Below are 15397 nucleotides of genomic sequence, written 5' to 3' on the forward strand. Positions count from 1 at the left end.
TCATTACAACACTTCAATATACCCTTCTGTTCCATGTACCCGAATTCGTTGTCCGTCTTTTATTAATTTCGTAGCATTCTCTACTCCAACGACTGCCGGTAATCCATATTCACGTGCAATTACTGCTCCGTGCGTCATAAGTCCGCCAACTTCAGTGACTAACCCTTTTATAGACACAAACAATGGTGTCCAGCCCGGATCAGTAAAAGCTGTAACTAATATATCGCCCTCTTCTAAATTCGCTTCTTCCATGTTTAAAATAACGCGAGCTCTCCCCTCAATCACTCCTGAAGAAACAGGCAAACCTACAATCGCATCATCTGGGAGGTTTTCTCGTTTATATTTACCTGTAATGATTTCTCCATCAGACGTCATTATACGAGGAGGCGTTAGTTTTTCATATAATTTGTAATCATTTTTTTGTTTTTGTATCAGTTCGTAATCTAGTTTATTCGTGCAGACTACTTCGTGAAGTTCTTCAAAAGTTAAATAGTATATATCATCCACTTCACGAATGACACCGCTCTGCACAAGTTGCTCAGCTTCTTTCAGTAACGCTTGCTTATATATGAAATAACGATTAATCATACCGTATTTTGGATATTCACGATAGCCGATAAAATTACGGATATTACGAATCATTCGCTTCGTTTCTTCTACTTTTTGTTTTCCACCCGATAAGTGCTGTAATCGATCTACTAACTCTTCTTCTTTTTTCAAAGCTTCTTGCAGTCCTTCTTCAAATTTCCGCTTACTCGCACCATATTCAAAATCTCTTATATTATTTAAAATCATCGGGATAATTGTAGTTGGCTTTTCACTCCAGCGCGTTTTCGTAATATCTATTTCTCCGCTACATCTCATTCCGTATTTATTTAGAAAAGTTAGAATAGCATCTCGAGCTTCTTCTCCACCCTTAAACTGAACTAGTTCATTTAAAAAGCTATCATCTTCTACATGTTGTAAATACGTAATAACTTCTTTGTACGGCCGAATCACATCAGCGACATCCATTAATGCTAAACCCATTTCAGATGTAATATTATTTTGTACGGATTGAGAAAGCGTGTCTGCTGCATTTTTTTCACCTAACCATTGCTCCATCTTTTCATTTATCCATGTTGAAGCATTCATACCAGCCATAATGACAGCGATACTTTGCGGGTTAAACAATACTTTCTTTAATTGCTGAATATCTTCCAAAATAAAATCAAGTACGTCCACTCCTGATTTCAGTTGCATATTTTGTTTTAACTCTTCAAGTGATGCTTGACTATTCTGTATTAAATTTGTAACGATTGCCGGATCATTTTCAATTTCCGGTTGAGAATTTGCAGGTGGCACACTTTTACCAACACTCTTCCCTTTTTCATCATCTGGTAATAATTTAATAAAATTATCTCGCTTAACTATAGTCGTTAATGCATCTCTTACGAGTGGATCCGATTTTCCTAAAGTGTTTATTAAGTAATCTCTGCTAGCAGGTAAAGCTAATTGTTGCGTAGCATCGACAAATAACCTGCCTCCCGCTTTACGCATAGGGGCACTAGTTGTTAACAAGAAAAAAGATAACCCAAGTGGTTTCATCGCATCGGTCATCATTTGTTGGTGACCAACTGATATATACACGTGATTTTCCCCATCATTTACTTCTGGAATTGGATATAAAGTCGTAATCGGTCTGCTTTGGACTATATAAATTGTATCATCAACTAAGCACCATTCAATATCTTGCGGACAACCAAAATAAGCTTCGATTTGTCTTCCGATCTGTGCTAGTTGTAAAATTTGTTGTTCAGACAATGTTTGAAGTTTTTGCTGAACCGGATCAATCTGTTTCGTCTCTGTTCCGCCCTCTTTTACAGCATAAATAGCTATTTTTTTAGTCGCTATCATCGTTTCTGAAATTTCGCCTTCTTTTACTTTATAATTATCGGCAGAGACCAGACCCGATACTAATGCCTCACCAAGTCCAAAACTGGCATCAATTGATAACACCTTTCGGTTAGAAGTAATTGGATCAGCCGTAAATAAAATGCCCGAAGCCTCAGGGAAAACCATTTTTTGAACGACAACACATATAGAAACTTGATTATGTTCAAAACCATTTTGCATGCGGTACGTAACTGCTCGCTCTGTAAATAAAGACGCCCAGCACTTTCTTACATGCTGTAAAATCGCTTCTTCTCCGATAATATTTAAATACGTATCTTGTTGACCTGCAAATGAAGCATACGGTAAATCTTCAGCCGTCGCACTAGAACGCACGGCATACGCATGTTCATTTCCAAAACGTGAGAGATAATGAGCTACTGCTTCCACTACATCAGTAGGGATTTCTACTGCCATAATGACTTCTCTAATCTTCTTACTCATTTCACCAATTTGAGCACGCTCTTCCATTTTCAACTTTGTTAGCTGCTGCAACAAAGTTTGAAGCTCTTCATTTTGCTCGATAGCCTTTTCATATCCTACCGTTGTAACACAAAAACCTTCGGGTACTTGTAACCCTTGAACGCTTGATAACTCCCCTAAATTCAAACCTTTTCCACCGACGAGCGAAAGCTGCGTGTTTTCTATTTCCTGAAAATCGAGAACGAAAGAACTCATGTAACATCTCTCCTTACTATGCATGTGTTCTTGATTGTAGCAGGAGTCAATACGAATAAACAGTCTATTTCGAACTTGATTTACATGATATAATTAAGTTAGGAAGAGATAACTATTTTTATTTCTTCCCCTCTAATCCACTTCAATTACATCTCCAAACTTAAACATTCTTTGATTATGAAAAGCATCCGTACAAGTAATCGTCTTATTTAATGGATTTATATTAGCTACTGTTATGTAATTTTTATATAGATAGCCATTCTCTAAAATTTTTATAGTGTAATCCACTTTCAATAAAAGTCAAAAAAATATGTTCGTCAATTAAATCTTCACAAATATTTAATGCTTATAAATTAATATTCATCTCATATATAAGTTCTAAGAAATTTAGATAAAAAAGACATTATTTTTGATGATCTAAACTAATTGAAACTTTAATTAAATTATATATCTATAACAACATAGAGCAATGTCATAACGAATTGAAACCGAAAGTTTCTTAAAGTAGAAAATTCGGCTTCTTTTATATCGAAATTTGCTTAGCGTATATTTTCGTTAAAATGCGGGTAGTACCCCATCGCTATTGAGCTAAGCTCATACACCATCAATTATAGTAGAGGCTACGTGTAAAGAATTTAAAGACCCCTCAGGAATCAATGAATTCCTAAGGGGTTGCCTACGTGATATAACATATTTACAATTACGTTACGTTTAAAATACGTATCTTTTTCATTTACCTTATAACCACCCTATTTAAGTTTATAAGAACTATGCTTTTGAGATAAAAGTCATTACTTGTTTTATAAACTCGTAACCAAAATAACCACTAAATCCGAATAGGACTATTGCGGCAAATATAGATACTCTTTTAATAAAGGTTGGATTTAGAAAACGTCTAGTAAAATGAACAAAGCTTAATAAGATCATATCATGCATAAAGATACCTAATAAAATACCTACAGCTATTAATATAAATGTAGATGTACTTGCATTACCTAATGAAGAAACGAGAACCGGGCCAAAGACCCCTATCCAAAATACAATATTAGCCGGTGATATAGCAATCATAAAACCAGATAAATAAGCTGATAATAAAGATTTATTAGGATCTTCTCCATCTATGTTAACTTCCGACTTTGCTTCTTTAATGCTTTCTATTCCAATAAACATTAAAAATATAAAACCTAGGAGCCACATAACTGTTTCTACCCATGGATTGGTTAATACACTAGAGAACCCTAGATAAATCAGGACTATTAAAGATAAATCTACAGTCATTCCTCCTATACCTACAAACCAACCATGTACGAAACCATTTCTCATTCCTTGTTTAGTCATTTGGACTGTCATAGCACCTGCGGGTATTGCTAAAGATAAACCTAACAAAATATATGTGAAAAGTGTTATAATCATAAAAATTCTCCTATTATAAGTATTGTAATAATCAAACCCTTTTTCTTTTTCCTCGGGTTCAGCAAATAGAACTAGAGCACGGCGACTTTTCACATTACTTCTAGCAAGCATCAAAAACTCATAAGAAGATAAATGCCTAAAATCCCATAAGATCCTTTACATGTTCAGCATTCTTTTTAGATGTTAATTTTTCAAGTAATAAAAACGCAACATCAAAAGCTGTGCCTGGATTTGATGATGTAATAATATTTCCATCTTGTACAATTAAATCATTTTGTACTATTGCACCGAAATTCTTTAACTGCTCTTTTCGTTTACTCGTCGGATGACTGTATGTGGTAGCTTTTTTACCTACAAGAATTCCACTTTTTCCAAGCGTTAATGATGCAACACAAATACTGGCAATAGGCTTCTGCTTGGCATAAAAATGTTGAATAACATGTAAGAATTCTCTACTATATGCATCCCGATAAAAACCAGCCTCTTCAAATCCTCCTGGAATAGCTAGTGCATCAAATTCATCTAATTGAATATCATCAACCGTTTTTTCCGGTATGACAGTAAAATTCCAAGTACAAGTTAATTTATTCCGAAGACCAACTGTTACGACCTCGGTTGATCCATCTCCCTCCCATTTATTCCAGCCTAGTACATCTGTAAATACACTAGCTTCTACTGCTTCAAACCCGTCAGCTAATAATAATAAAATCTTTTTCATATCGTAAACCGCCTCCTTCTACCCTTATTTTATACAAGTATATAAGGTCGATAAATAAGTTTAACAAGGATATTTGATTGTTTTACTTTATTTTATAAAGAATTTAGGTTATTCTATTTTATAAAAAAAGGTTGGATAATTTATGGATCAAATTGATAAAAAAATCGTGGGACTATTACAGTCAAATGCAAAAATTTCAATGAAGGATTTAGCGGAAGCGGTTCACTTATCTTCCCCGTCAGTAACTGAGCGAGTACGAAAGTTAGAGGAACAACAAATTATTGAAGGTTACCATGCACATGTTTCTCTAAAAAAAATAAATCGTCCAATTTCTGCACTTATACTGTTTAAATCAACAAATTGTAAATCATTATCTAACTTTTGCTACAATCATCCAGATGTACTTGAGTGTTACAGAGTAGCAGGAGAAATTAGCTATATTGTCAAAATAGCAACACATTCTGTAGAAAGTTTAGAACAATTTATTGATGATTCAATGCAATATGGTACGCCATCAACGAATATTGTGTTATCTTCTTATGAAAAAAAGATAATTACTCCTTTTATTAGTGAAGAATAAAAATACTGGCATAATCAATTAACTATTGCTTATGCAGAAGGATAATTTTTGTATGTTATATTAAAAAATAAAGACGTTATATTTTTTTAAAAGGAGTGTAATTACAATGGATTTTTCTAATAAATCAGTGATCATAACAGGGGCTGGAAATGGAATCGGGAGAGGAATTGCTTTACACTATGCAGAAAAAGGGGCCAATGTTATTTTAGCAGATATAGACGAAAAAGCAGGTGCAAAAACAGTTACTAAGATGAAAGAACAGGGTAAAGAAGCACTTTTCGTACAAACAGATGTAAGGCTGGAAACAGATATTATTCGATTAATGGAAGTAGCTAATCAAACATACGGTCAGATAGATATTTTAATTAATAATGCAGGAAAAGAGTTATTCAAGTCTCCTTACGATATTTCGCTAGAAGAATGGGACGATGTAATAAGCACAAACCTAAGAAGCGTTTTCTTGGGTTCACGTGAAGCAGCAAAGTATATGCGTCATAACAAAGAAGGTGGATCTATCGTGAATATTGCCTCTACAAGGGCGATTATGTCTGAGCCAAATTCAGAATCTTATGCTGCCACAAAAGGTGGGATCGTTGCTATTACACATGCGCTCGCAGCCTCATTTAGCGAAGATAGGATTACCGTGAATGCTATTTCCCCAGGTTGGATTGAAACAGGAGATTATTCAAAATTAAGTAAAATTGATCATGAACAGCACCTATCAAAGCGTGTAGGAACACCAGATGATATTGCACGAGCCTGTCTGTATTTAACAGCCAGTGAAAATGATTTTGTTACAGGTATAAACCTTGTCGTAGACGGTGGAATGACGAGGAAAATGATGTATGAGGAATAGGCGGTAATCAATCAAGAAATACAGATTCGCTATCAATAAAGCCTACTTTATCCAAGGTGATTTACCGAATCATCATGTGAATTTGAAATACAATTGAACTGTTTATAAAAAAGATGAACCGGAATTTCCTATCTCTAATAAAGAAGGGATTTCCGTTTTTCTTTCGGATGAAACATGTGAAAATGAATAAAAACCATGAAGTACTCAATGCAAGGACACAAACTACACTAAGAGCGTTAGTTAGATAAAAAATAGAATATATCATATAGCTAGTAAGAGATATTAGTATCACTGAACGGGCTGTTAATAGCTATTGAAAAGCATAATTTAATCAATCTCAATTACATCACAAAACTTAAATATCCTTTGATTATGAAAAGCATGGGTACAAGTAATCGCCTCATTTAATGAATTTCTATTAGAAACTGTTCTGTATTCTTTATAAACCTACGTTAAAATATTCAGATGAACCTTTTATTAACTCATAACCCCTCCTCAAAAAATAGTAAAAACTACACTTGTGAAATCAATATTTTCTGTTTGCACTTTATATAAATTGATATGTCTCCACCTTAATTTTTATTTTTTGTAATCCCCACTAATTCTTTTCTCAAATCCCCCAAAATGGATTTGAGAAATTAGGGAACTATAATGTCGTATTGAAACATATTAAGGGGGATAAAAGGTGGACAAGGAAATGAATTATGGAAGTGATTACAAGTTTATTCCAGCAACTTCAATTGAAAGTGGTCATGGCATCGAAGTATTACCTGATTTATTTTGTTACACGATTCAAATCGTCAATATATGCTTTGTTGGAAATCCTAAGACCAATGATTTTGTTTTAGTTGATGCTGGAATGCCTAAATGTGCAAATGAAATTATCTCTATCGCTGAAGATCGATTTGGTACCAATAGTCGCCCAAAAGCAATTATTTTAACTCATGGGCATTTTGATCATGTTGGAGGAATAATTGAACTCATTAAATATTGGGGTGTTCCAGTCTATGCCCATCAAATGGAGATACCGTTTTTGACTGGACAACAAAGCTATCCAGAACCAGACCCTACAGTTGAAGGTGGTATGGTAGCGAAAATGTCTCCCCTGTTCCCTAATGAACCGATTGATTTAGGAAATAGCGTAAAAGCACTACCTACCGATGGAACTGTTCCCCATATGCCAGAGTTTAGATGGATTCATACATCAGGGCATACTCCTGGGCATATTTCATTATTCAGAGAGAAAGACCGAACTTTAATTGCTGGGGACGCTTTTGTTACAGTGAAACAGGAGTATCTGTATAAAGTAATAACTCAAGAACAGGAAATAAGCGGACCCCCTCGTTATTTAACAACAGACTGGAAAGCAGCTAAAGAATCAGTCATTAAATTAGAAGAATTAAAGCCTCTAGTCGCTATTACTGGACATGGGATACCAATGTCAGGTGAATTGCTATCAACAAGCCTCAAAACACTCGTTCAAGAATTTGATAAAATTGCTGTACCTGATTACGGAAAATATATAGATAAAAAGATGCATTAAATGCGGAAATACTTTGTTTATTTTTATATTAATGAATCAAAACACCAACGAATATTAAGTTTAATATGAAAAAACACTGTACTTAGGCAACATCTCTATTATAAGAATGGAACTACCCTTTATGAATAAAGCTCGATATTCCGCAAATACTATCCATAGTATAAGCCTGCTTCTTACCCAGGTCGTACTTCTTACCATTAAGGGGTGATTAAAACGGGTTACGCTATATAAAAGCATAATCCGTTTTTAATGAAATATTGTATTCCATATACGTTTAAACAATGGAGGAAAATGATGAAACATATTGTTGCCTTATTAATTAAATACACAGCGATAACTGCAGTATTGCTAATCATGCTCAGTATCTTTCAAGGCATTTCAATTCCTAGAGTATTACTAATTTCTCTTTTTCTTACGGGAGCTGCCTATTTAATCGGAGACCTCTTCATTTTACCTAAATACGGAAATATGATTGCTACAATGGCAGATTTCGGCTTAAGCTTTTTCGGAACTTGGTTACTAACATCCTTGTTTACTAATTTAGATGCTACTCGTAACATTGGACTTTCTTCATTTATAGCCGCTTTAATTATTGGTGGAACAGAAGTTTTCTTCCATATTTATATGAAGAGGCTAGTACTACGTAACGACGATGAATTAAAAAATCGCAATCATATTCATCATGATAAATATGCTATGGAAATATCAGATGAATATATAGATTCTTCCACAATAAATAAATCCAAGCTTGAGGATACATCTAAAAAATAAAAAAGTGGCCAATGCCACTTTTTTATTTTTGTTTATTAAGCTTGATCAGAATTTCTTACATGTAACGGAGGTGGAACTACCCACCCTTTTTTCTTACTTAAACGCAGCAGAGTTACACCTGCCTGCGCTTTTTTCATATGAAATTGTCCAAATAGCATCCCTACATCTTCTCGAAGACATTTTCCCATCACTTGACTACATGTCACAAGCCCAGCTGCTAATCCTGTAGAAACAGCTGCTGCTATTTCAACATCATTAATACGTGCCCCTGGGGGAATGTCTTCGATAGATGCAACTGGTCGTTCTGGAGGAGCAGGCGGTAAAGCGACCCCATTAATCTTTAAAAGAGCTTTTAATTCTTCTATTTCCGAATTCATATCATTTTCAATTAAGCCTTCTAAAAACTTCTTCAAGTCTTCATCACCTGTATGATTCATAAATACTTGATGGCTTGCAATCGCACCCTGTGCAGCAAGAAGATAGCTCCAAATGTCAAATACTTCACCGTAATGTAACGGTTCATTTTGAGGATTTCCACTTAATATACCCATTTTTAAATTCCTACCTTTCGAAAATATCATAATAAATATTGATTTCAATATTGAAATCAAATTTTTAAGTATGCTTTTTCCTGCAAAAGATTTTCTACTATGCATGGAAAACACCTTTCCAACACCGCGTGTTTATTGTTTAGGAAAGTAGTTTACAAATTAAATACTCAAAGATTATGAAAGAAGATTATCAATAATCTTTGAGTGAGTATCTGTTTAATATAAGGTTTTTTATTTTTATGAATACACAAAAGAAATTGATTTACATATTTGCTATATTTTAAGCCAATTTACTTAGCGGTTAGCTCTACCACCAAGTTGTTGTTCTGCCATTGCTACTAAACGTTTTGTAATTTCGCCACCAACAGATCCGTTTGCACGAGCTGTTGTATCTGCACCAAGTTGTACACCAAACTCTTGTGCAATTTCATATTTCATTTGATCAAGAGCTTGTTCAGCACCTCGAACTAACAATTCATTACGACTTCCACTATTATTGTTTGCCATCTTATTTCACCTCCGATGTTTTTAATATGCTACAAATTATGAAATAATAATTATCCTTTTTATGGAAATTAGATTATGAATAAAAATTGATTTTTTTCTTAAAGTAGGGCAAAACATATAAGAAAGAATAACTGATATAACATACTTTCATAACAACACTATGTATACTTCCTAATTCCCTTCAGTAAATAAAAGAAAGATTTCTATTTCACCAAGAGATTAAATAAAATTATGTTTTGAGACATAATCCAAAAGGAGATATGAGATGAAAGCTGTAACCTATCAAGGACCAAATCAAGTACAAGTTAAACAAGTTGATGATGCAAAGTTAGAGAAAAAAGATGATATTATTGTAAGAATTACTTCAACCGCTATTTGCGGTTCTGATTTACATTTATATCAAGGTAACATGCCCTTACCTCAAGGATACATTATCGGCCATGAACCAATGGGAATCGTTGAAGAAGTCGGGCCAGATGTCACTAAAGTGAAAAAAGGCGATCGTGTTGTCATCCCCTTCAACGTTTCTTGTGGACATTGTTTCTATTGCCAACATGAAATGGAAAGTCAATGTGATAACTCAAACCCTCATTACGATTCTGGTGGATACTTTGGTTATACGGAGAAATTTGGTAATCATCCAGGCGGACAAGCAGAATATTTAAAAGTTCCATTTGGCAATTTTACTCCATTTGTTATACCGGAATCATGCGAGCTTGAAGATGAATCCCTACTATTTTTATCAGATGTTTTACCTACAGCCTATTGGAGTGTAATAAACGCAGGCGTTAAGCCAGGTGATACTGTTATCGTCCTTGGTTGTGGACCTGTTGGATTAATGACACAAAAATTTGCTTGGATACAAGGCGCTAAACGTGTAATTGCAGTGGATTACTTAGATTATCGAATGAATTATGCAAAAAAGATTAACAACGTTGAGGTATTTGAGTTTACAAAATTTCCAGATATGGGAGAACATTTAAAGGAAATTACACATGGCGGTGCTGATGTAGTCATTGATTGCGTGGGAATGGATGGAAAAAAATCGCCACTAGAATTTCTGGAACAAAAATTGAAATTACAAGGCGGAACTCTCGGCCCTATTCAAATTGCTACGAAAGCTGTAAGAAAATATGGAACGGTTCAAATGACTGGCGTTTATGGTGGCAATTATAATGCATTTCCACTCGGAGCATTTTGGGTTAGAAATATTAATCTTAAAATGGGACAAGCACCTGTCATTCATTTTATGCCAGAACTATTTAAAAAAATAACAAATAAAGAATTTGATCCAAAAGAGATTATTACACACAAAATCCCCCTTGAAGAAGCAAGCTACGGTTATCAAATTTTTAATAATCGTGAAAATGATTGTATAAAAGTCATTCTGAAGCCTTGAAGCTACAATTCATTATTCTTAATGAAAAGATAAGATTACATTTCGTAATCTTATCTTTTTTTATTAAATGCTAAGTATCTATCCTCTATTTTCATCTCACATCTAAAATAGTTATTTTCAAAAATTTTGCATTTTGAGATAATAATTAATTGGTAAAAACATGAATTAAAGTATTAAGTAACCAAACAGCGGACACGATAACAATGTTAACTAACTTAAAAGAGGTGTACTTCATGTTTTATTATAAAGAAGAACTGATTAATATTATTAAGCCGGACAAGCCAGATCCAGCTGCCGCAAAAGTTTTACAAGAAATATTAGGTGGGCATTATGGCGAAATGCGTACAATGATGCAATACTTCTTCCAAAGCTCAAATTTTAGAGGGAAAGAGAAGCAATATCGTGATTTACTTCGAGGTGTTTTTTTAGAGGAAATAAGCCATGTAGAACTTGTACAACATACAATTAATCAACTATTAACTGGATCTGGTGAACCTACGCCAGGAAATGCTGGTATTGACACAGCACCACTTGATGAAGCGGTTAAACATGCAAATCCTCACCACTTTATTGTAGGTGCTCAAAGTTCATTGCCTGTTGATGCAGCTGGCAACCCATGGAATGGCTCTTGGGTATATAGTCATGGAAACTTAATTAGCGATTTATTAGATAACGTAGTACTTGAATCTACAGGTGTACTTCAAAAAACTAGAATTTATGAAATGAGTTCCAATCAAACTTTTAGAGAAACACTTGCATTTTTAATTGTACGTGATAATGCACATCAAAATGCTTTCGCAAAAGCTTTAGAGACATTGGGTGTTGAATGGGGGAAACTCTTCCCTGTGCCCAACTATGATATTAATAAATACCCAGAGTGCAGAAAGTATGTAGACATGGGATTTCATAACGCACAATTTAATTTTAGTTTAGATCCAACAAGAATGGGAGAAATATTCCAAGGTGAATCACCAAGTAGAAACAAAGGAACATTAGCAGTAACTGACCCGCCAAAAGGTTTTCCTGTACCAGAACTTCCTGAAATACCAAATGAGCATAGTCCTAGATTAAAAGATATGGGTCTTTAAGATCATTATGGCCAACTATTGATTCATGGTTGGTCATAGTTATTTATAAAGATTCATGTAAACTTGTTGTTAACATGATAGGATATTTTAATAAATCCTCTTTATTTAAAAGTGGTGTTGATCATATTTCTGCTCCTCTTAATATTGTTTCTATGAACCATTAAACGCCACTGTATACTTACTTATAATCTCCCTACCTCTATTCACGTATAACATCCCTATATTGTAAACAAAGAGGAGGGACTTGTCCCCCTCTTCTTTTAATTTTTCTTTAAAAGAATTGCTCCTGCAATCCCTGGGTGTGTCATTTCGAATGGATCTAGAATTAATTCTAAGTCCTCTTGTGACAATACACCATTTTTCACACAAAGTTCTCGAACGGATTGCCCTGTCGCGATTGCTTCTTTCGCAACGCGAGCTGCTGCTTCATAACCAATATGAGGGTTCACAGCTGTAATAATTCCTACACTTTTCTCAACATACTCTTTTAAGCGCTCTTCATTCGCTTCAATTCCTTTTAAGCAATTATCTGTAAAGGCACGGAAACCGTTATTCATAATGCTAATCGATTGCAGTAAGTTGAAAACAAGTACTGGTTCCATCACGTTTAATTCTAATTGTCCTGCTTCTGAAGCAAGGCAAATTGTATGATCATTACCTATTACTTGGAACGCAATTTGATTAATAACTTCTGGCATAACAGGGTTTACTTTCCCTGGCATAATAGATGAACCTGGTTGACGAGCTGGTAACATAATTTCCGCTAAGCCAACACGTGGACCTGATGCCATTAAGCGAAGGTCATTCGCGATTTTAGACATATTCATCATACATACTTTAAGTGCTGCAGATACTTCAGTATAAGCATCCGTATTTTGCGTCGCATCTACTAAATCTTCTGCACCAACAAGCGGTAGTTCACTAATTGCAGCTAAATGTTTTACAACTGCTTCAATATATTCTGGATCTGCATTTAAGCCTGTACCAACTGCAGTTGCCCCCATATTTACTTCATATAAATGTTGACGCGATTGTTGAATTCGTTTCATATCACGTTCAAGTACGCGAGAGTATGCTTTAAACTCTTGTCCAAGACGAATTGGCACCGCATCTTGTAAATGTGTACGCCCCATTTTAATAACATGGTCAAACTGTTCTGCTTTTAATTCAAATACATCATGCATATAACCCATCGTTTGTAATAATCCTTCTAATGCATTTAACGTCGCGATATGAATCGCCGTTGGGAATGCATCATTTGTTGATTGGGCCATATTTACATGGCTATTTGGACTAATATAATGATAGTCTCCCTTTTCCATTCCTAATAATTCAAGAGCACGATTGGCAATGACTTCATTTGCATTCATGTTCATTGAAGTACCTGCTCCGCCTTGGATTGGATCGACGATGAAATGATCGTGCCATTTTCCATCAAGAATTTCTTGAGCAGCTTCTGCGATCGCGCCACCCTTGTTCAATTCCAATCTTCCTACATCTGTATTAGCAAGCGCTGCTGCTTTTTTTACAATTGCGAACGCTCTAATTAAACTTTCATGAATTTTGTACCCTGTAATCGGGAAATTTTCAACAGCGCGTAAAGTCTGAATTCCGTAATATGCCTCAATAGGTAATTCCTTTCCTCCCAAAAAATCATTCTCCACTCGCACGTTCTTGTTTGTCATTGCCATTTTAATTTCTCCCCCATATTAAATGTAAAACCTAAATAAATCATATGAATTCATTACCAATCCTTATCAGATTTTATTGTTAAATCGTAGGCTAAAGGCTCTTCAATAATTTTTTTAATCTCTTCTAATTTATTAGTTTTCCCAAGCGCCCACATCAATTTTGCTATGATGGCTTCCGTATTCATATCTCCAGACAATATTACTTGATGTTGTGCCACTTTCCGTCCTACTTCATAGAGAAGTATGTCTTCTCCTTCTTCCAGGCATTGAGTAGTAATCACTACAGCAATCCCCATTTCAGTCAACTCTTGAATTTTCGAAAGCAAGTTCCTTCCTTCAAAAGGTAATCCACCGTTTCCAAAACTTTCAATAATAATTCCTTTATACAAATCTTTTAAGCAATCAAATATCTCTGGCTTTGTACCTGGATACAATTTCATAAGAAAAACATCCGTACATAAATTAGTATTTATTGAAAGTTCATTATGGGGGGACGTTGGCTTCCAATGATATTTCACTTCATCTTCATTTACCTCAGCAACATATGGATAATTCACACTTTCAAATGCATCATAACTTTTTGTTCGCATTTTAACTGCTCTCGTCCCAATAATCACCCTACTATCAAAAACAATAAACACACCGCCAACATCCTCACAGGCAAATCTAAGAGCATCAGCTACATTTTTCTTTGCATCTGTCTTTTTAAAACTAATAGGTACTTGTGAACCTGTTAAAACAACTGGTTTTCTTAAACCTTGAAGCATATAAGATAACGCGGAAGATGTATAAGCTAACGTATCCGTTCCATGTGTAATCACAAACCCGTCATAGTCATCATAGTGATTAAAAACAGCATTAGCTATTTCTTTCCAGTGCTCAGGTTGCATATTGGTACTATCAATATTCATTAAGATTTTGCAATCTATTTCTAAGTTTCGAGAAGACTTCGAAAAATAATTTAATAATTCCTCAACGGACAATCCTGGAACAAGCCCCTCATTCCCCTCCACAGATGCAATTGTCCCACCAGTTGCAAGTAATAAAATTTTCTTCATACACAACCCCTCCATAAAATAAACAACGATATATCGTTCGCGTAATGCGTATTTATATTTATCATTATAGAACTTAATTTGAATTAATCAAGATTTTGTATTCAATACGCGTACTTTTTTTCTATTCTTGATTCTTTTTCTATGTTATAATTAATTTAATAAAATTAGATGGGGTATGAGACGAATGCTGGAACGTTTATCTAAATTAAGAAAAAATCAAAAATGGTCCTTACAAGAGACAGCAGATCGACTTGGGATTGCGAAAAGCACCTATGCTGGTTATGAAAATGGTTATAGATTACCTTCATTACAATCTTTATCTAAAATAGCCGATTTATTTGATACATCTGTAGATTATATATTAGGTCGAATTGAACATTCACATCAAAACAAAGATGTAATTGATATTACAAGACTCCTAAACGATCCCGATTCAACACTTTTAGTAGATGGAGAAGCACTATCAACAGAAGAGATAATAGATTTTATTGCTTTTGTGAGAAGTAAACGAGAACTAAGTTCCAAGAGAATAGAAAATATTGAACCAACATGTAAAAGTTAATTCAATAAAAAACGAAGACACTGCACTCTTTAAACTTAGAAATACTTAGA

General features: G+C 34.6%; 15 protein-coding genes. 7 read left to right on the plus strand and 8 right to left on the minus strand.

Features of this window, described 5'->3' with window-relative positions; all coding sequences use genetic code 11:
• Positions 1-3 precede the first annotated feature (3 nt).
• From ppsA to N2V80_RS15295, 4 genes are all read right to left on the minus strand, one after another.
• Positions 4-2610 (minus strand): phosphoenolpyruvate synthase, encoded by a 2607-nt coding sequence (gene ppsA, locus N2V80_RS15280; protein WP_061655645.1) that lies wholly within the window; start codon positions 2608-2610, stop codon positions 4-6.
• A gap of 132 nt (positions 2611-2742) precedes the next feature.
• Complete coding sequence (locus N2V80_RS15285) at positions 2743-2904, minus strand: YolD-like family protein (RefSeq protein ID WP_015382330.1); 162 nt, start codon at positions 2902-2904, stop codon at positions 2743-2745.
• 474 nt (positions 2905-3378) lie between these two features.
• Complete coding sequence (locus N2V80_RS15290; RefSeq protein WP_000587494.1) at positions 3379-4023, minus strand: LysE family translocator; 645 nt, start codon at positions 4021-4023, stop codon at positions 3379-3381.
• A gap of 136 nt (positions 4024-4159) precedes the next feature.
• The gene (locus tag N2V80_RS15295) at positions 4160-4741 is read right to left on the minus strand and encodes a DJ-1/PfpI family protein (RefSeq protein ID WP_000722336.1); all 582 of its coding nucleotides are present in this window, start codon (positions 4739-4741) and stop codon (positions 4160-4162) included.
• A 142-nt stretch (positions 4742-4883) separates the two neighbouring features.
• Between N2V80_RS15295 and N2V80_RS15300 the strand changes: the two genes are divergently transcribed.
• The 4 genes from N2V80_RS15300 (at position 4884) to N2V80_RS15315 (ending at position 8491) form a co-directional block, all read left to right on the plus strand.
• Entirely contained in the window at positions 4884-5321 is a 438-nt protein-coding gene (locus N2V80_RS15300; protein WP_000372089.1) for an Lrp/AsnC family transcriptional regulator, read from the plus strand.
• Between the two features lie 106 nt (positions 5322-5427).
• A complete protein-coding gene (locus tag N2V80_RS15305; RefSeq protein WP_000347901.1) occupies positions 5428-6177 on the plus strand; it encodes a glucose 1-dehydrogenase in 750 nt (249 codons plus the stop codon).
• Between the two features lie 685 nt (positions 6178-6862).
• Positions 6863-7720: an MBL fold metallo-hydrolase gene (locus N2V80_RS15310; RefSeq protein WP_061655879.1), complete on the plus strand. Its 858-nt coding sequence runs from the start codon at positions 6863-6865 to the stop codon at positions 7718-7720.
• 294 nt (positions 7721-8014) lie between these two features.
• Entirely contained in the window at positions 8015-8491 is a 477-nt protein-coding gene (locus N2V80_RS15315; protein ID WP_000680670.1) for a YndM family protein, read from the plus strand.
• Between the two features lie 35 nt (positions 8492-8526).
• On the opposite strand, the gene N2V80_RS15320 is transcribed toward N2V80_RS15315, so the two are convergent.
• Together N2V80_RS15320 and sasP are read right to left on the minus strand one after the other, a co-directional pair.
• On the minus strand, positions 8527-9042 hold the full coding sequence (locus N2V80_RS15320) for a DUF3231 family protein (RefSeq protein WP_001986359.1): 516 nt from the start codon (positions 9040-9042) through the stop codon (positions 8527-8529).
• 294 nt (positions 9043-9336) lie between these two features.
• Complete coding sequence (gene sasP / locus N2V80_RS15325) at positions 9337-9549, minus strand: small acid-soluble spore protein, SasP family (RefSeq protein WP_000002840.1); 213 nt, start codon at positions 9547-9549, stop codon at positions 9337-9339.
• Positions 9550-9814: 265 nt separating this feature from the next.
• On the opposite strand from sasP, the gene N2V80_RS15330 reads away from it, so the two are divergent.
• Complete coding sequence (locus N2V80_RS15330) at positions 9815-10948, plus strand: zinc-dependent alcohol dehydrogenase (RefSeq protein ID WP_061655880.1); 1134 nt, start codon at positions 9815-9817, stop codon at positions 10946-10948.
• A gap of 233 nt (positions 10949-11181) precedes the next feature.
• Complete coding sequence (locus tag N2V80_RS15335) at positions 11182-12036, plus strand: manganese catalase family protein (protein WP_000500353.1); 855 nt, start codon at positions 11182-11184, stop codon at positions 12034-12036.
• 260 nt (positions 12037-12296) lie between these two features.
• Here N2V80_RS15335 and aspA read toward each other — a convergent pair whose 3' ends face one another.
• Entirely contained in the window at positions 12297-13727 is a 1431-nt protein-coding gene (gene aspA, locus N2V80_RS15340; RefSeq protein WP_065703755.1) for an aspartate ammonia-lyase, read from the minus strand.
• Between the two features lie 53 nt (positions 13728-13780).
• Positions 13781-14785: an asparaginase gene (gene ansA, locus N2V80_RS15345; protein WP_061655840.1), complete on the minus strand. Its 1005-nt coding sequence runs from the start codon at positions 14783-14785 to the stop codon at positions 13781-13783.
• 184 nt (positions 14786-14969) lie between these two features.
• On the opposite strand from ansA, the gene ansR reads away from it, so the two are divergent.
• Positions 14970-15347 (plus strand): HTH-type transcriptional regulator AnsR, encoded by a 378-nt coding sequence (ansR, locus tag N2V80_RS15350; RefSeq protein WP_000893570.1) that lies wholly within the window; start codon positions 14970-14972, stop codon positions 15345-15347.
• Positions 15348-15397 lie beyond the last annotated feature (50 nt).

Source organism: Bacillus sp. FSL W8-0640 (assembly GCF_038007725.1).
GTDB lineage: Bacteria > Bacillota > Bacilli > Bacillales > Bacillaceae_G > Bacillus_A > Bacillus_A cereus.